The sequence below is a fragment of the Amycolatopsis sp. NPDC051102 genome (assembly GCF_040682815.1).
Taxonomy (GTDB): Bacteria; Actinomycetota; Actinomycetes; order Mycobacteriales; family Pseudonocardiaceae; genus Amycolatopsis.
On sequence record NZ_JBFBBT010000011.1, the window covers coordinates 200067 to 217091 of the forward strand.

Annotated in this window: 16 protein-coding genes; 9 read left to right on the forward strand and 7 right to left on the reverse strand. The window is 72.5% G+C overall.

The genetic code is table 11. The features are described 5' to 3' along the window. Window positions 1-18: 18 nt before the first annotated feature. The 3 genes from AB0M93_RS28865 to AB0M93_RS28875 form a co-directional block, all read right to left on the reverse strand. A complete protein-coding gene (locus tag AB0M93_RS28865; RefSeq protein WP_364278567.1) occupies window positions 19-1374 on the reverse strand; it encodes a helix-turn-helix domain-containing protein in 1356 nt (451 codons plus the stop codon). 216 nt (window positions 1375-1590) lie between these two features. After that, window positions 1591-2496: an alpha/beta fold hydrolase gene (locus tag AB0M93_RS28870; RefSeq protein WP_364278571.1), complete on the reverse strand. Its 906-nt coding sequence runs from the start codon at window positions 2494-2496 to the stop codon at window positions 1591-1593. A 712-nt stretch (window positions 2497-3208) separates the two neighbouring features. Next, a complete protein-coding gene (locus AB0M93_RS28875) occupies window positions 3209-4408 on the reverse strand; it encodes a helix-turn-helix domain-containing protein (RefSeq protein WP_364278574.1) in 1200 nt (399 codons plus the stop codon). Between the two features lie 195 nt (window positions 4409-4603). Here AB0M93_RS28875 and AB0M93_RS28880 point away from each other — a divergent pair, with 195 nt between their 5' ends. Continuing rightward, a complete protein-coding gene (locus AB0M93_RS28880) occupies window positions 4604-5800 on the forward strand; it encodes a helix-turn-helix domain-containing protein (RefSeq protein ID WP_364278577.1) in 1197 nt (398 codons plus the stop codon). Here AB0M93_RS28880 and AB0M93_RS28885 read toward each other — a convergent pair. Beyond that, window positions 5783-6262, reverse strand: coding sequence for a GtrA family protein (locus AB0M93_RS28885; RefSeq protein ID WP_364278580.1), 480 nt, complete (start codon window positions 6260-6262; stop codon window positions 5783-5785). The genes AB0M93_RS28880 and AB0M93_RS28885 overlap by 18 nt on opposite strands. Before the next feature lie 39 nt (window positions 6263-6301). On the opposite strand from AB0M93_RS28885, the gene AB0M93_RS28890 reads away from it, so the two are divergent. Continuing rightward, window positions 6302-6895 (forward strand): hypothetical protein, encoded by a 594-nt coding sequence (locus AB0M93_RS28890; RefSeq protein ID WP_364278583.1) that lies wholly within the window; start codon window positions 6302-6304, stop codon window positions 6893-6895. A gap of 124 nt (window positions 6896-7019) precedes the next feature. Here AB0M93_RS28890 and AB0M93_RS28895 read toward each other — a convergent pair whose 3' ends face one another. Both AB0M93_RS28895 and AB0M93_RS28900 read right to left on the reverse strand, forming a co-directional pair. Then, complete coding sequence (locus AB0M93_RS28895; RefSeq protein ID WP_364278585.1) at window positions 7020-8204, reverse strand: lipase family protein; 1185 nt, start codon at window positions 8202-8204, stop codon at window positions 7020-7022. Beyond that, a complete protein-coding gene (locus AB0M93_RS28900) occupies window positions 8201-8764 on the reverse strand; it encodes a hypothetical protein (protein WP_364278588.1) in 564 nt (187 codons plus the stop codon). Before AB0M93_RS28900 ends, AB0M93_RS28895 begins: the two co-directional genes overlap by 4 nt. A 333-nt stretch (window positions 8765-9097) precedes the next feature. Between AB0M93_RS28900 and AB0M93_RS28905 the strand changes: the two genes are divergently transcribed. The 3 genes from AB0M93_RS28905 (at window position 9098) to AB0M93_RS28915 (ending at window position 12834) form a co-directional block, all read left to right on the forward strand. Then, complete coding sequence (locus tag AB0M93_RS28905) at window positions 9098-10327, forward strand: DUF6801 domain-containing protein (protein WP_364278591.1); 1230 nt, start codon at window positions 9098-9100, stop codon at window positions 10325-10327. 76 nt (window positions 10328-10403) lie between these two features. Next, on the forward strand, window positions 10404-11462 hold the full coding sequence (locus tag AB0M93_RS28910; protein WP_364278594.1) for a DUF6801 domain-containing protein: 1059 nt from the start codon (window positions 10404-10406) through the stop codon (window positions 11460-11462). Between the two features lie 34 nt (window positions 11463-11496). Then, the gene (locus tag AB0M93_RS28915) at window positions 11497-12834 is read left to right on the forward strand and encodes a DUF2252 family protein (protein ID WP_364278597.1); all 1338 of its coding nucleotides are present in this window, start codon (window positions 11497-11499) and stop codon (window positions 12832-12834) included. A gap of 3 nt (window positions 12835-12837) precedes the next feature. On the opposite strand, the gene AB0M93_RS28920 is transcribed toward AB0M93_RS28915, so the two are convergent. After that, the gene (locus tag AB0M93_RS28920; RefSeq protein ID WP_364278600.1) at window positions 12838-13194 is read right to left on the reverse strand and encodes a hypothetical protein; all 357 of its coding nucleotides are present in this window, start codon (window positions 13192-13194) and stop codon (window positions 12838-12840) included. A gap of 197 nt (window positions 13195-13391) precedes the next feature. On the opposite strand from AB0M93_RS28920, the gene AB0M93_RS28925 reads away from it, so the two are divergent. Genes AB0M93_RS28925 through AB0M93_RS28940 form a run of 4 tightly spaced genes read left to right on the forward strand, consistent with a single transcriptional unit; the run spans window position 13392 to window position 17016 of the window. Continuing rightward, window positions 13392-14594 (forward strand): SpoIIE family protein phosphatase, encoded by a 1203-nt coding sequence (locus tag AB0M93_RS28925; RefSeq protein WP_364278602.1) that lies wholly within the window; start codon window positions 13392-13394, stop codon window positions 14592-14594. Further along, on the forward strand, window positions 14584-16188 hold the full coding sequence (locus AB0M93_RS28930; protein ID WP_364278605.1) for an ATP-binding protein: 1605 nt from the start codon (window positions 14584-14586) through the stop codon (window positions 16186-16188). Before AB0M93_RS28925 ends, AB0M93_RS28930 begins: the two co-directional genes overlap by 11 nt. Beyond that, window positions 16185-16625: a response regulator gene (locus tag AB0M93_RS28935; protein ID WP_364278607.1), complete on the forward strand. Its 441-nt coding sequence runs from the start codon at window positions 16185-16187 to the stop codon at window positions 16623-16625. The genes AB0M93_RS28930 and AB0M93_RS28935 overlap by 4 nt, the downstream gene beginning before the upstream one ends. A 10-nt stretch (window positions 16626-16635) precedes the next feature. Continuing rightward, window positions 16636-17016: an STAS domain-containing protein gene (locus AB0M93_RS28940; protein ID WP_364278610.1), complete on the forward strand. Its 381-nt coding sequence runs from the start codon at window positions 16636-16638 to the stop codon at window positions 17014-17016. Window positions 17017-17025 lie beyond the last annotated feature (9 nt).

The following is a 17025-nucleotide window of genomic DNA, read 5'->3' on the forward strand; positions in this document are numbered from 1 at the left end:
CTCGTTGTGGAAGAGGGATCAGGAACCGAGGAGTGCCTCCGCGCGCAGCGCGATCTCCATGTCGAGCCGGTCGTCGGCGTTGTGGAGGCGGTCGCCGAACAGGTCGACGAGCTGGTGCATGCGGTAGCGCACGGTCTGCGGGTGCACCTTCAGCTTCTTCGCGATCTCGGGTGCGCTGCCGCGGGACTGCAGCCAGATCAGCAGCGTCTCGCCGAGCCGCGCCCGCTGCTTCGGCGTGAGGTCGTTGAACGGCTCCAGGCTGCGCGCGCACAGCTCGCGGACGAGGAATTCGTCGGCGAGCAGCCACAGCGTGGACAGGTGGTCGGTGCAGCGGGTCACCGGCGCGTCCGGCAGCACGCCGCGCTGGACGAGCTTCAGCGTCCGGCGTGCCCAGAGCAGCGACCGCGGCGCGTCGGTGAGCCGCACGGCCGGGCCGATCACCGCGCGCCAGCCCGGCAGGCGTTCGGCGAGGTTCTTCAGGTGCCGGCCCGGGTCGCCGGTGACCAGGCACGGTTCGCCGCCCTCGAGGTCGACGAGGACGTCGGAGTGCAGGTCCGGCGCGGCGAGGCTGTGCTGGTCGGCGCGGGGTTCGAGGGCGACGACGGTGACCTCGGCCGGCAGGGTCCACTGCGCCGTGGCGGCCTGCGCGGTGATGGTCTGCGGCGCTGACGGCGGGTCGGCGAGCAGCAGTTCGAGCAGCCGTCTCCGGCGGCGGGCGCGGGTGCCGGCCGCGCGCGTCTGCGCCGCCGTGTAGCCCTCGATCGAGAGCGCGGAGATCTCGTCGACGTAGGCGAAGATGGCTTCGGCGCTGGTGCACAGCGTGTCCGCCGAGACGCCGGCGGCCTGCCCGAACTCGCTGATGTGCCGCCACGCGACCCGGCCGCCGACCCGGTAGGCGGTCTGCAGGCAGTCGAGGCTGCGGCCCTCGTTGAACTCGATCTTGCCGAGGTTGCGGAAGACGGTCGTCCACGTCTCGAGCGGCACGGCACCGGGGGTGCCGACACTGTCGAGGCACTGGATGATCGACTGCCGGACACCCTGGGTGATGATGTGCCCGAACGCGCCTTCGAGCGGCTGGCGGTACTCGGGCACCGCCCGCTGGACCTCCTGCAGGATGGCCCGCGCGAGCGGGTCGACCCGCGGCTTGAAGCGGACCGCCAGCTCCCGGGGCAGCGACGCCCAGAGCCCGATCGCGCCGGAAGCGCGGCCCGGCCGGCGATCGGCCGGGGTGCGCGGGGCGGGTGGGTAGGCGGGCCGGGGCCGGTCGGCCGACACGGACTGCTGCCGGTAGGCCGGTCCGGAAGTGCGCTCGCCGGGGTTCGGCCGGCCGGCCCGCATGGCGGGGGCGGCGAATCCGGTGTCCACGTCGGTCATGTGTTTTATCCTTGCTGGCAACAAAAGCGGCCTCTTCGCCGGGACAGCCGATCCGGATTTTGTGGCTCAGGCAACATAATTTCGCGCGAACGGCACTGTCAACGGGTTCTCCGCTGACTTTGCGGTAACCCGTCCGGACTACACCCGAACGGGTGGAACGCGGCGAGGGCAGGTGACACTTCCGGCGCGGGCGAATGGTGCACGGATGACAACTTTTCAGGAGGCCCGATCCGCGGCTGTCAGGCGCGTGATGACGTCGTCCAGGGTCAGCCGCGCGGGGGCGGTCCCGGTGACGAACTCGTTCAGCAGCATGCAGAACCGATCCGGGTCGGCCACGTGCGGAAAGTGTTTCACGTTTTCCAGCACCGTCAAGTGGCTGTCCGGCAGCAACGCGGCCGTCCGGTGCGCGTGACTCACCGGGATGAGCGGGTCGCGCGCACCCCAGATCAGCAGCATCGGCACGGCTTCGGCCAGGTAGAGCTTGTCGGCGGCGCTGGCGCGCTGGCCGCGCAGGTCGATCAGGCTGCGCGCGATGAACAGGAACGCCCGCCGCCGCGCGGGATCGGCCAGCGAGCCGAAGTGCCGGGCCAGTTCCCGGGTTTCGGGGTCGCGCAGGCGCACGATCCGGGCGACGGCCCGCGCGATCGCGAGCGTCACCCGGTTCACGGCCATGGCCAGGACGGCCGGGGCGCCCGGCAGCGCGGGGGCCCGCAGCACCGGGCTCACTTCGGGCCCGAGCCCGGCGCTGGCGACCAGCACGAGCCGGTCGCAAATTTCCGGGAACTGGTAGGCGAACTGCAGGGCGATGCCGCCGCCGAGGGAGTGGCCGACGACGGTCGCGTGCCGCACCCCGGACAGGGCGAGGACGTCCCGCACGGTGCTGGCCATCGCGCCGAGGCCGTAGTCCGCCCGGGGCGCCTCGGATTCGCCGTGGCCGGGCAGATCGGGCGCGAGCACGCGGCGGCCGAGCGTGGCGCACCGGTCCAGCACGGGAGCCCAGGTTTCGGCGCTGCCCGCGATCCCGTGCAGCAGCACGATCGCTTCGTCGTGGACGGCCGACGGCGGCAGGTGCTCGTGCAGCCGGATCCGGCGGCCGTGCAGGGTGAGCGTCTTGACGGTCATCGGCGGCCCTTTCTCGCGGGACCCGAAATTAGGACATCCGGCCGCGTCCGGGGATGTGGTGAACGACACCCGGGCGAATCGTCGCCCGTGCATGACAAGAAGGATTGTGGAAAGGCGGCCGCGCGTGCGGGTTTTCCGGATGTCACCGGGAATGCGTATCGACATTCCGGCGGCGGTTGGTAATCCTCGGAGGCATGGTCGCAATGACGCACCGGACGCGCTGATGTCCTGCCGCGCGAGTTTCCATTTCGCCCGCCCGGGCCAGGGCCTGCCCCGCCGCCGCCCGGACCGCCGGCCGTGGCGCCGGGTGCTCCCGATGCCGGTGCGCGCCCTGGACCGCGTGGTCGATGCGGGGCACAGCGCGCCTGCGGCCGGCGAGGCTGCGGCAGTGGCCAGGTGAGGCGGTTGCGCCTGTAAGCGGGCGGGGCCGGCGAGGCTGCGGTGGCCAGGTGAGGCGGCTGCGACGGTGGCCAGGTGAGGCGGCTGGGCCTGCGGGCCAGCGCAGGCCAGGCTGCGGCGGTGGCGAGGTAGGCCTGCGGTGGCCAGTGCTTGCGAGGCTCTTGGGGTGGCTGAGTGAGGCGGCTGCACCTGCGGTGGCCAGCGCCGGCGAGGCTGTCACGACGGCCTGCGGTGGCCACCGCGGCACGGCACGGCTGAGCTGCGATAACGACCTCCGGATCACTCCGCACACCGGGCGGTGACCCACCCAAGCTCAGCCCTCCGGCGGCCGGTGCGCTCGCATCAGGCGTTGCGCTCGCAGGGCCAGCTGCATGCCCAGCCGGTCGTCCGCGTCCTTCAACCGGTCGCCGAACAGCTCCTCCAGCTGGCGCAGGCGGTTGCGGACCGTCTGCGGGTGCACGCCCAGCCGCTGCGCTATCTCCGGGGCCCCGCCCCGCGTCTCCAGCCAGGCCAGGAGCGTCTCGCTCAGCCGTTCCCGCTGCTTCTCGCTCAGCGACGCGAACGGGTCCAGGCTCTGCCGGGCCAGCTCGGCCGCCAGGAAGTCCTCCGCCAGCAGCCAGAGCGTCGCCAGGTGGTCGCGGCACCAGATCAGCGGGCCCGGGACGTCCGGTCCCGACAGCAGCAGCGCCCGCCGGGCCGTGCGCAACGCCGCCGGGGCGTCCGCCAGGGGCACCGTGGGGGACACCGCCGCCCGCCAGCCGTCGAGCTTGGCCGTCAGGGGGGCCAGGTCCGCGTCCGGGTCGCTCGTCAGCAGGTACGGCTCCGGGCCGTCGAGGTCGGCCAGGACGCCGTCGCCGAGCAGGTCCGCCGGGAAGTCCGCCGCGTCCGGGCCGCGCTCCAGCGCCACCATCGCCGCCGTCTCCGGCAGGGGCCAGCCCGCGCCGCCCGCCAGCCCGGCGATGCTGCTCGCCGCCCCCTCCGGGGCGCCCGCGATCAGCTCCAGCAGGCGCCGCCGCCGGACCGGGACCGACCCTTCGGCCTCCGCCTGCGCCTGCTGGTACCCCTCGATCGCGGTGGCGCACAGCTCGTCGACGTAGGCGAAGATGGCCTCCGCGGCGACCGAGATGACCGCCGGGTCGACACCCGCCGCGATCACCGCCGGGTGCATCGCCCGCCAGGCCACCCGCGCCCCGATCGTGGCGGTGTCCTGCAGCGCGTCGAGGTTGCGGCCTTGGCTGAACTCGATCCGGCCGCGGCCCCGGTAGAACTCGATCCACGGCTCGTGCGCCAGCGCCGGCTCGCCCATCGAATCGATGCAGTGCTGCACCGCGTACTCGACGCTCTTCACCAGCACCTTGCCGAACACGCCCTTGAGCGGCTGGCCGTAGGCCGGGACCGTGCGCTGCACCTCCTGGATCATCGAGGCCGCCGCGTGCCCGACGTGCGGGCGCAGGCCCGCGCCCAGCGCGCGCGGCAGCGAGGCCAGCAGGCGGAAGCTGCGGTACTCGACCACGAATCCCCCTTCGAGTGCGATGTGCGGAAGCCGAGCGTATCCGACCCGCGTGTCACTGAAAAATCAACGATCGGTTCCCGGAAAGGGTGACGCTCACTCGTCCTTTTGACACGGACGGGTGCGCGTTCTACGCTCCGTGTCAGATGGCGGGGCTATTTCTGCGGTACCAATTCCCAGTGGAGGACTGAATTCCCCATGCGCGGTTCCGCTGCCTCGGACGGCTCCGTGTGGTCCCGGCTGCCGCACGAACTCGGCGACGCGGTGCGCCCGCGGATCCCGGAGATCGCGCGGGCCTGCGTCGACGCGATCGCCGCCGAGATTCCGGAATATTCCCGGAGTTTCGGCCAGGGGCCGGAGCGTGCCGTCGCGATCGAGCAGACGCGGCGCGGCATCGAGCAGGACGTCGACCGCGTCGGCACGCCCGCGATGTGGCAGGCCGACCGGCTGGCCGGGTTCCGCGGGCACGGGCGCCGGGCGTTCCACAGTGGCCTGAGCCGCGAAGCCGTGCAGGCGGCGGTGCGCGTGTCGAGCCGGGTCACCTGGCGGTGGATCGCCGACATCGCGCGGGAAGCCGGGTTGTCCGGTGATGTCCTGTACGGCGCCGCCGAAGGGATGTTCGCCGACGTCGAGACGTCGATGGCCGCCGTCGCGGAGGGCTACAGCGCTGCCGAAGCGGCGGTGTCCGGGACCGGCGAACGGCACCGGCGCCTGCTGCGCGCGCTGCTCGGCGGCCGGACACCGGCCGAAGTAGACGGTCTGGTCGCCGCGTCCGGGCTGCCGGCGCCCGAACGGGTCGCCGCGGTGGCGTTCCGGGCGCTGCCCGGTGCCCCGGAGTTCCCGCCCGGGCTGCTGCCGGAGCACGTCCCCGCCGATCCCGCCGGCGACCCGCCGGCGGCGCTCACCCCGGCCCCGGACGTCGACCTGGCCGGTCTCGCCGGGCTGCCGCCGGGCTGGACGGCCGCGGTCGGGCCGCTGGTGCCGCCGTCCGACGCACCCGAGTCGTTCCGGATCGCCCGCCGCGCCGTCGACCTGGCCGCCCGCGGCCTGCTCGACGCGCCGGGCCCGGTGATCTGGTGCCGCGACCACGTGACGACGCTGCTGCTGCTCGCCGACGAGTTCCTGCTCGTCCAGCTGGCTTCGACGACGCTCGAGCCGCTGTCCGGCCTGTCCGGGCGCCGCCGCGAGCAGCTGGCCGAGACGCTGCTCGCGCTGGTCCGGACCCGGGGAAGCGCCCCGGAGCTGGGCCGGCTGCTCGACCTGCACCCGCAGACGATCCGGGCCCGGCTCAAGAAGCTGGCGGAGCTGTTCGGCGACCGCCTCGACGACCCCAGCGAGCGGCTGCGGCTGGAGCTGGCGCTGCTGGCGGAGCGTGCCCTACCGGACCACGGCTGAGGCGCGCCGTGAGTCAGCTGCTTCCGCGACGCCGGCCGGCCGCGGGAACACCCACCGCCGGTACCCCCACCAGCGGAACGCCGTCCCGAGGAAGGTGCCCAGCAGCATCCCGGCGACGAAGTCCGCGACCTCCTGCGCGGGGTAGCCGACGTACGGAACGGCCAGGTGCAGCACGTACCGCGACACCAGCGGCGGCACGAGGTTCACCGCCACCGCACCCGCGTTGACGGCGAAGAACAGCGTCGCCTCCCGCACCCGACCGTGGCCGCCGCGCGTGGCGAACGACCAGCGCCGGGACAGCAGGTACGCGAACGCCGTGGCCACGATCGTGGCGATCGCCAGTGCCGTCACCGGCTTCTCCCGGCACACGGTGAACTTCAGGCTGTAGTCGCCCAGTAGGGTGACCCCGTACGCGGCCGAACCGACGACGGCGAAGCGGAGCAGCTCTCGCGGCTCGGGCATGGTTCCTCCAGGTGACGCCGACAGGGCGGAGGTCTTTCGATGGCACGCACAGGCGGGGAGGGCGAACTTCCCTCGGTCGCCGAACTGGTGAACCTTTCGCAGACGAAGCCGCTGATGATCCGCGGTGAGCTCGACGCGAAACTCGCCGGCGAGCCGGCCACCGAGCCCGCGCCCGACCCGCTGGCCGTGCTCGACGCCGAGCTGGCGGCCGGCGACGACGAGCGCCCGCGGGAGACCCCGCCCGCCGACCACTCCCGCCGCGCGAAGCCCTACGTGCTGGCTGCGGGCGCGGCCGTCGGGCTCGGGCTGGCGGCGGTCGTGCTGCTCCAGCCGCACCAGGTGGGCGGGACGGCGGTGCCGCCACCCGGCGCGGCGGTCCCGGTGCCGCCGCCGACGTCGAGCGAGGGGGTGGTGACGATGAGCGCTTCCGCGACGCCGTCGCCGCTCACCGCCCAGGTGCGCGACTCCCCGGCCGAGACGACGAGCGCGCCGTCGGCGGCGGGCCGCAAACCCGCCCGCGCCGAGCCCCCGGCGCCGCCGTCGACGACGTCGCCGGCGGACCAGTGGCGCGAGTACGTGAGTTCGGTGATCAGCTCCTGGCAGCAGCACCCGCGCGGCGGCCGGAACCGCTGACGGGCGCCCCCACCCTCTCCGGGGGGCGTCCCAGGTCCAGTCTATCGGGGCAGCCCGACGAAGCCCGGGAAAAGCCCCTGTCGCAGCCTGGCTGTCCACATCACGACCGGCCTGTGGACGCTGGTCAGCAGCTCGCCGTCGCCGGTTTGCCGGCGATGCGGTCCTTCACGAACGCCAGTACGTCCGCGTTGCCCGTGTAGACCAGCGTGATGTGGTCGGTGTCGTAGGTCTTCCACGTCTCCTGGACCCCGGCCGCGCAGTACGTCTTGTGCAGGCTGTCCGCCTGCGCGAACTGCACCAGCTGGTCGCCCGTCGCGTGGTAGAGGAACACCGGGACCCGGGGTGGCGTTCCGCCCAGCTTGTTCTCGTTCAGCCGCGCCATCCACGCCGGCTTGATGTAGCCCGGGCCGGTCGTGTAGTCCGCGATCTTCTGGTTCGCGTATGTCGTGAGCAGCTCGAACGTGCACGCGCTCTGCTGCATCTCGGCCAGCTTCGTGCGGCCGTTGTCGCTGAGGAACGAGTCCAGCTGCAGCTCCGGGTACGCCCGGTCGAGGCCCAGCAGGGCGTAGGCGAACACGCCGAAGCCGAACTTGCCGTCGAGCTGCAGCGTCACCTGGACGAGGTCCGCCGGCACGCCGCCGGCCGCGATGCCGACCAGGTTCAGCTCCGGCGCGTACGTCGGCTGCAGCTCGCCCGCCCACGCCGCCGCGCCGCCACCCTGCGAATAGCCGCGGAACACGACCTTCGCCGACGCCGACAGCCCGGCCGCGGGGAGCCGCTGCGCCGCGCGGACCGCGTCGATCACCGCCGGGCCTTCGGACCGGCCCACCACGTAGGTCGTCTTCGGTGCCGGCTGGTAGCCCTCGTAGTCCGGGACCGCCACCGCGTAGCCCGCGTCGAGCAGGTCGTCGAGGCCGGGCTGCTCGTAGAACGCGCCGATGTCGATCATCGCCGACGGCGTGCAGGCGAACGCCGGGCCGTGCGTGCCGGGGGCGAACGCGACGATCGGGGCGCTCGCGCGGTCGGCGGTCTTCGGCACCAGGACCGTGCCGGTGACCGCGTCGGGCTGCCCGAGCGCGTTCGTCGACAGGTACATCACCTGCCACGCGTCGACCGACGCCTTGCGCGGGCCGGCGTTCGACGGCCGCCACCGGAGCACGTCACCCGGCTTGCCCGCGGGCAGCGGGGACGGCGGGACGTAGAAGGAATCGTCGAGCGGCCCCGGGGCGGGCGCGGCGGCGGCCGCGGGCGCGAACGCCGTGGTGAGGACCACGGCCACCAGCGCGGCGAGCACGCGGCGGGCGGTCACGAGCCCGTCCCGTAGACGCGCTTGCAGGTCGCCGACTCGCTGAAGGCCAGGTTCAGCTCGGAGTTCGCCTTGAGGTCCTTGATCGGGCCCTCCGGGTCGGCCAGCTGCCCCATGGTCGAGTCGGCCTCGGAGATGACCTTGCGCAGGCTGGGCTGGTCGGTCACCTTCGCCTGCTCCATCCGGGCCTTCGTCTCGGCGAGCTTGGTCTTCGTCTCGGTGAGGTTGCCGGTGGCCTTGTCCACAACGGACTGTCCATCCGGGACGGGCGGGACGCCGGCCGTGCGGATGCCGCCCGCCATGTCGTCGAGGGCGGATCCGAGCCGGCCCAGGAAGCCGACCATCGCGTCCCGGGTCTTCACCGGGTCGGCGTCGTCGACCGCCGGCGGCTGCGCCAGCTTCGCCGAGCCCGCGGCGACGCCGGTGCACACCTTGTCGACCCAGGCCAGTGCGGCCGGATCGGCGTGGCGGCCCGGGTCGGGCGGGGTGTCCGAACCGCACGCGGCACACGACAGAAGCGCGGCCGCCGACATCGCGAGCACCGCGCTGTGCATTCTTTTCATGGGTTTCGAAGCTACGCGGCGCGCTCCCGCGCGAGCAAGAACAGAATGCCCGGTTGGCATGCGCGTCAACATTCCGGCACCCGCTTTTGTTACGCGCATCAGCGGTTCGCCGGTGGGCCTGTGCTGGGGAAACCTTCCCCGGGCTGCTAGGAAACCGGTCGGTCTGACGTGCCGGTGTGACAATTTGCCGTGTCCGCGTGACCTTTTTACCGGAAGCCCTTGATCGGTGCCATCCGCGCTCGTTAGTTTACTGTTCGGTAGCGATTTCCGGACGGTCATTTCCAGGGAACGCTCCGCCGTTTCGTATCACTGTTGATACACGGAAGGACCATCGTGAGTCACCCAACAGGCAAGAAGAAGACGGTCGTGGCCGCCGCGGCCGCGGGAGCGGTGGGGCTCATCGCCACCGCGCTCGTCGTCGGGGCACAGGCCAGCGCCGCCGACCCGATTTCGCTGACGCTGAACTACCACTGCACGTTCCCGCTGGTGGGTTCGCAGTCGCTGAAGGTGGTGATCAACACCGACCTGCCGACCACGGTGAACACCGGGCAGGCGACCGGCGCGTTCGACATCAAGGCCGTGTCCACCATCAACGCGGACACCGTCAGCGGCCTGAGCCTGATCGGCGCCACGACGCTCGAGGGCACCGCGACGGCGAGCGCGACCGTCGCCGCGCCGAGCCTCAACCTGCCGGTCAGCGTCCCGATCACGCTGGACAAGACGAACATCCCGGCGTCCGGGGAAATGAACATCAACGCCGCGGGCAAGACGCCGTCGCTGACGTTCACCCAGGCAGGCCAGGCGAAGATCACCGTGGGCGACCTGAACCTGAAGGTCACCCCGCGCAAGGCCGACGGCTCGGTCACCGGCATCACGCCGGACGGCACGATCGACGCGCCCTGCACGCAGGACAGCGGGCAGAACAACACCCTCGCCACGATCACCATCAACGGCGGTGGCGGCACGACGACCCCGCCGGTCACCACCCCGCCCGTCACCACGCCGCCGACGACCACGCCGCCGGTGACGACCCCGCCCACGACCACGCCGCCGGGCGGGGGCATCAAGTACTCCTTCGGCATCACCGGGCAGACCGCGCTGAAGTCGCTCGGCAGCACCGCGCCGATCACCGGCTCGTTCGACGCCGACGTGGACCTGGCCAACAAGAAGTTCACCGGCAGCCTGCAGCTGAACCCGACGCACACCGACTTCAAGCTGTTCGGCTTCCTGCAGGGCAGCTCCGACGTCAAGGTCGTCCAGAACGGCCCGCAGACCGGTGAGCTGGTGGGCACCGGCTTCAAGGCGCACATCAAGTTCGACACGTTCCTCACCACGGTCAACCTGTTCGGCATCCCGATCAGCACCGACCCGAAGTGCGGCACGACCACCTCGTCGACGAGCGAGATGACCACCGGGCCCGACTTCGACCTGCTCAAGGGCGGCAAGCTGGCGGGCACCTACTCGCTGTCCGCGCTGCAGAACTGCGGCCCGTTCAACGACATCGTCAGCGCGTTCGCGAAGAGCGACGGCAACTCGCTGGATCTCAACCTCACCAAGAAGTGACCGATCTGCCGGCCCCCGCTGCGCGCCCTGTGCCGCGGCGGGGGCCGGTGCCACGTCTCGAGAAAGGGGAGCGCCCGTGCGGATCGCCCGGTCGTTGCTCGCCGCCTGCGTGCTCGCCCTCGCCGTCGTCGCGCCCGCGGCGGCGTCGACGCCGATCGACAAGAAGCTGAGTTTCACCTGCCCGTTCCCGCTGATCGGGCTGCAGAAGCTGGACGTGGAGGTCAAGGCGTCGTTCGAAGTGCCGTCCGCGCCCGGCGGGACGTTCACGACGGCGGACCTCGCGGTGGCGGTGACCGTGCCGGACAAGTCGGCCCGCGGCCTGGCCCTGGTCGGCGCGGCGAGCATCGAAGGGACGGCGTCCGCAGGGGTGACGCTGGCCAACGGTCCGCTGACGCTGCCGCTCGCCCTGCCGCTGACCGTGGCGAAGACGGCGGTGCCGCCTTCGGGGGCCTTCACCACGCGGGCGGCCGGCTCGGTCCCGCCGGTCCAGCTGCCGAACGCGGGGAAGACCACCCTCACGATCGGCGGCTTCAGCGCGCGCCTGACCCCGAAGAAGGCCGACGGCTCGTTCACCGGGCTCGGCTCGTTCACCTCGGACTGCACGCTCGACGCGGGACAGGACCCGGTGCTGCTCGCGTTCGACCTCGGCAGCGCGCCGGCCCAGTACCGCTACGCGGTGGCGGGGTCGACGGCGGTCAAGGCGCTGGGCGCGACCGCGCCGCTCACCGGGTCCCTCGACGCCGGCCCGGAGTTCGCGGCGGTGTTCGACAAGACCAGCGCGGACTTCAAGGTGTTCGGGTTCGTGCCCGGCCACGCGGACCTGCAGTTCACCGCGGACGGCCCGCAGACCGGGGAACTCGGCGGCGGCGGGTTCGTCGCACACTCGACGTTCGCGCTGGCCTTGCCGCAGGTGACGCTCTTCGGGCTGCCGGTCGCCGACGCGGGCTGCCGGGCGAGTGCGCCGGTTCCGGTCGACCTGCGGACCGGCAGCGGCTTCACCCTGGCGACGGGTGGCCCGGTCACCGGCAGCTACGTGATTCCGCCGCTGACCGGCTGCGGCACGTTCACCGCGTACCTGAGTTCCCTGGTGCAGGGCGACGGGAACACGTTCGCCCTGACGTTGACCGCGCGCTGACTCCCGCTCACCTCCGGCCGGTATACCTGGGTGAATGCGCCGAACCACTGTGGGGACTCTGGTCGTTGTCACGCTGCTCGCCACCGCCGCGCCCGGGGAGGCGGCCGGCCTGAGCCGGGACCCGGTGGCGGTGATCTACGACCGGGACCACGCGCTGCACGTCCTCAACGCCGGCGCGACCGACGACGAGCTGACCCTGCGGACGCAGACGCTGGCGTCGAACGCGTGGGCGTTCTTCCGGGGCACCTCGCCGCTCTACTACCGCGACCTGGGTGAACTGCCCTCGTCGGCCTACGCGAACGCGGGTGGCGACGTCTGGTTGACCGGCGACGCGCACCTGGAGAACACCGGCGCCGACCGCGGAGCCGACAACGAAGAGCAGTTCGCGTTGAACGACACCGACGACGCCTGGCGCGGTTCGTGGACGTGGGAGCTGCGCCGCGAAGCCGTGTCGATCGTGCTCGCCGGCCGGGCGGACGGCCGCAGCGCGAGCCAGATCGCCACCGACGTCAACACCTTCGTCGCCGAGTACGCGCAGTGGATCGCGAAGTTCCACGGGACCGACGGCGAAGCGAGCTGGCGGCTGACCGCGGGCAACACCTCCGACCTCGTCGGGGACCTGATCGACGCCGCCGCCGGGGACAAGCGGGCCGACCTGGTCGCCAAGTGGACCACCGGCGGTCACTTCAAGGACGACCCGCAGCTGCAGCCGGTCTCGCCGGCGACGCGCACCCAGCTCGTGACCGCGATCGCGGCGTACCGGACCACCGCGGGCAAGCCGCTCAAGGCGTCCGAAGCCGTCGTGAAGGACGTCCGCCGCCGGACCGGCGCGGGCACCGGCAGCCTCGGCCGCTTCCGCTGGTACGTGCTCGTCGAGGGCGACACGACGGCGGCGTCCGACGACCGGATCCTCGAGCTCAGGCAGGAAGTCGACCCGGCGCCGAAGCAGCTCGCGCCGGACGCCACCACCCTGACCGGCGGGCAGCGTCCGGCGCTCGCCCTGCGCTGGCTCGCCGACCAGTCGGACCCCCTGGCGGGCTGGGCGAGCGTCGGGAGCACGCCGGTGCTGGTCAAGGAGAAGTCGCCGTTCGCCGAGGACCTGAAGATCGGCGACCTGACGACGTCGGCGATCTGGGACGACACCGTCCGGGACGTCGGGCGGCTGCTCGCCGCCGCGCACGCCCGCGCCGACCAGGACATCCCCGGCACCGGACTGGCGTACTCGGCCGACGCGGCGATCGACGGCGCGATCACGTCCGTCCCCGGGCTGCAGGCCGAGACGCGGGCCTTCGCGACGAGCTACGCCGACCAGGTCACCCGCGACTGGCAGGCGTACGTCACGGCGAAGAACAGCGGCCGTCCGCTGTTCTGAGCGTCAGCGCGGCCGGAACATCAGCGTGAACCCGGCGCCGGAGAGGACGAGCGCGACCAGGAAGAAGCCGCCGTGCACGAAGTTGCGCGTCACGACGTCCCCGACGAGCTGCACCACCAGGTCCACGATGCCGAGCCCGCCGGCCACCGCCAGCGCCGGACGGGCGCCTTTGCTGCCTCGGTATGCCGCGTACACGAGCAACGCCCACAGCCCGGCGCAGACGGCGGACAGGAGCACCGCGACCGGCAGCGGGACGGCCCCGGTGATCGCGGTGTGGCTGCCGGTCAGCCGGCCGGCCAGTGTCCCGAGGAACCAGCACACCGCCGCACCCCACCAGGCACGGGCGGCGGAGTGGGCCATCCGCGCAGCGTAGGCACGGGACGTCCGGTTCCGGCACGGCCGTGACCCGAACCGTTATCGAGCCGGTGTCACACCGGGGTGCTATAAAACGCTACCCCGGTGGGACCGGTTCCACGGCCGTAGGCGGCCGCCGCCGGTGCCGCTAGGGTTGATCGTCTGGATGTGCTGGCTCAAGAGCAGCCGAACGGGAGACGCCGGTGACCGCCGCGCTCGACTCATCGCAGGATCCCCGCACGCGCCTGCGGGTGCTGCTGATCGAGGACGACGACGGAGACGCCCTCCTGGTCGAAGAGATGCTGGCGGACACGGCCGTGCCGTACACGCTCGAACGCGTCGAAACGCTCACCGCCGCGCTGAGCGGCCCGCTCACCGCCGACTGCGTGGTGCTCGACCTGCAGCTGCCCGACGCCATGGGGCTGTCGGGCCTGACCAAGCTCGGCCAGCACGCCCCCGGCGTCGCCGTGGTCGTCCTGACCGGGCAGCACGACCAGGCCACCGGCGTCGCCGCGGTCGCCGCCGGCGCGCAGGACTACCTGGTCAAGGACCAGGTCGACGGCCCGCTGCTGGTGAAGGCGCTGCGGTTCGCCCGCGAACGCAAGCGCGCCGAGCAGGTCGAGCAGCAGTTCCTCCAGCAGCAGCTGCTCGCGCGGGAGAACGCGCGGCTCGAACGCGGCCTGCTGCCCAGCCCGCTGCTGCGCGACCCGCACCTGCACCTGGCCGCACGCTACCGGCCCGGCCGCAACGGTTCCCTGCTGGGCGGCGACTTCTACGACGCGATCGAGCTCGCCGACGGCACCGTGCACATGATGATCGGTGACGTCTGCGGCCACGGCCCGGACGAGGCCGCGCTCGGCGTCGCGCTGCGGATCGCGTGGCGCTCGCTGGTGATGGCCGGCCTGCCGATGGCCGACGTGCTGAGCATGGTCGAGCGGGTACTGGTGCACGAGCGGATCGAGCCGCTGTTCGCCACCGTCTGCATGGTCGTCGTCGCGCCGGACCGAAGATCCCTGCGCCTGTCGCTGGCCGGGCACCTGCCGCCGCTGCTGCTCACCCCCGGCGACGGGCACCTGCTCTCCGGCGAACGCCTCGGCGTTCCCCTCGGCGTCGTCGAGGGCGCGAAGTGGGACGCGCTGGAAGTGCCGCTCGACCCCGGGTGGTCACTGATGCTGTACACCGACGGCGTGTTCGAGGGCCGCGTCGGCGCCGGGTCCGAACGGCTCGGCCACGAGCGGATGGCCGCCCTCGTGCTCGACATCAAGCGGGAGACCGGCATCCACAACCGGGCCCTGCTCGACGAGCTGATCGCCCGGGCCGAACGGCTCAACTCCGGCCCGCTCGACGACGACGTCGCCCTCGCCCTGCTCAGCCACGACCCGGGAGACGCGACCGATGAGCGGTGACGCACGAGGCTGGCCGATCCGCCGCCGGCTGGCCGTCCTCGCCGCCGTCGAGGCGGTGCTGCTGGTCGCCGCGCTGGTGGCCGGCGGGATCGCCCTGCACAACCTCACCGAGGCCCGCACCCGGCTGCTCGACATGATCGCGCCGCAGCGGCTGGCCGCCTCCCAGCTGTCCACCGCGCTGCTGAACCAGGAAAGCGGCGTCCGCGGCTTCCAGCTCGGCCGGCAGCCGGAATTCCTCGTCCCCTACACCGACGGCGTCCGCTCGCAGGCCGACGCCGTCGCCCAGCTGCGGCAGCTCGGCGCGGCCCCGGGCACCCGGATCGGCGACGACCTGGCGGCCGTGCTCCGCGCGGCCGAAGCCTGGCAGGCCGCGGCCGCGCCGACCATCGCCCCCGGCGCGCCGCCGGTCACCGCGGCGCAGGTCGAGCGCGGCCGGGCGCTGTTCGTCGACGTCCGCACGGCCCTCGACGCCCAGCTCGACCACCTCACCGCGATCCGCGACGCCGGCCGCGTCGACCTGAACGCGGCGGCGAACTTCCTGAACGCGATGTTCGTGGTCATCGGCGGGTTGGTCCTGCTCCTGTTCGCGATGCTGTTCGTCGGGCTGCGGCAGGTGATCACCCGGCCGATCCTGCGGCTGGCCGGCGAGGTCCGCCAGGTCGCGGACGCCGACATCCACCACCCGGTGCACGGGAGCGGGCCGCGCGAGATCGCCCAGCTCGGCGCCGACGTCGAGGCGATGCGGCAGCGCATCCTGGACGAGGTCGCCGAACTCGAGCAGGCGCACGCGCTGCTGGACCGGCGGACGCGTGAGGCGGAGGAGTCCAACGCGATGCTGGACCGCCGGACGCGCGAGGCCGAGGAGTCGAACGCGATGCTGGACCGCCGCACGCGCGAGCTCGAGCGGTCCAACGCCGACCTGGAGCAGTTCGCCTACGTCGCTTCGCACGACCTGCAGGAACCGCTGCGGAAGGTGGCCAGCTTCTGCCAGCTGCTGCAGCGGCGCTACCAGGGCCTGCTCGACGAGCGCGGCGAGCAGTACATCGAGTACGCCGTCGACGGCGCGAAGCGGATGCAGGTGCTGATCAACGACCTGCTGGCGTTCTCCCGGGTCGGCCGGAAGCCGGGCGAACACGTCCTGGCCGACGCGGGCGCGCTGGTCGACGACGCGGTGGCGGACCTGGAGGTGGCGCTGTCGCTCAGCGGCGGCAAGGTCTCCCGCGGCGACCTGCCCGCGGTGCGCGTCGAGCCGGCGCTGATGACCGCGGTGTTCCAGAACCTCATCGGCAACGCGCTGAAGTTCAAGGGTGACGCGCCGCCGGAGGTCCGGGTCACCGCCGAGCGCGACGGCGACGACTGGGTGTTCTCCGTGGCGGACAACGGGATCGGCATCGACGAGGAGTACGCCGAACGGGTGTTCGCGCTGTTCCAGCGGCTGCACACGCGCTCGGCGTACCCGGGCACCGGCATCGGTCTCGCCCTGTGCCGCCGGATCGTCGAGTACCACGGCGGCCGGATCTGGCTCGACACCGAAGCCGCGGACACGACCTTCCGCTTCACCCTGCCCGCCCGCGAGGACAAGGGGGACGCATGACGCAGGTGCCTGCCCCGATCGACATCCTGCTCGTCGAGGACGACCCCGGGGACGTGCTGATGACCCGGGAAGCCTTCGCGCACCACAAGATCCGCAACGCGCTGCACGTCGCGGAGGACGGCGTCGAGGCGCTCCGGTTCCTCCACCGCGAAGGGCCGTTCCGGGAGTCGCCGCGGCCGGGGCTGATCCTGCTCGACCTCAACCTGCCCCGCAAGGACGGCCGGGAGCTGCTCGGCGAGATCAAGCAGGACCCCGGCCTGCGCACGATCCCGGTGGTCGTGCTGACGACGTCCGAGGCGGAGGAGGACATCCTGCGCAGCTACGAGCTGCACGCCAACGCCTACGTCACCAAGCCGGTCGACTTCGAGAAGTTCGTCGAAGTGGTCCGGAAGATCGACGACTTCTGGGTCACCGTCGTGCAGCTCCCGCACCGGTAGCCGATTCGCGGTGAGTGAGGCACGATGGGTGGCCGTGCCCCCTTCGACGCCGGATCTGCCTGCCACCGACCTGGCGGTCGCGCTGGACTGGCGTGGCCGCACCGCGGTGCTCGCCGTGGCCGGGGAGATCGACCTGGTCAGTGCGCCGGAGTTCGCGGAAGTCGTCGACGTGGTGCTGGCCGGCGGGCCGGAGAAGCTGGTGGTCGACCTGCGCGAGGTGACGTTCTTCTGCTCGGCGGGGCTGCAGGTGCTCGCGGCCGCCCACCGCAGGCTGGCCGAGCGCGCGCTGCGGGTCGTGAGCGATTCGGCGGTGACGTCGGGCCCGCTGCGAACGACCGGGCTCGACACGTGGATCGGCGTCCACGCAACGGTCGACGAAGCACTCGAGTGAGGCGAACGC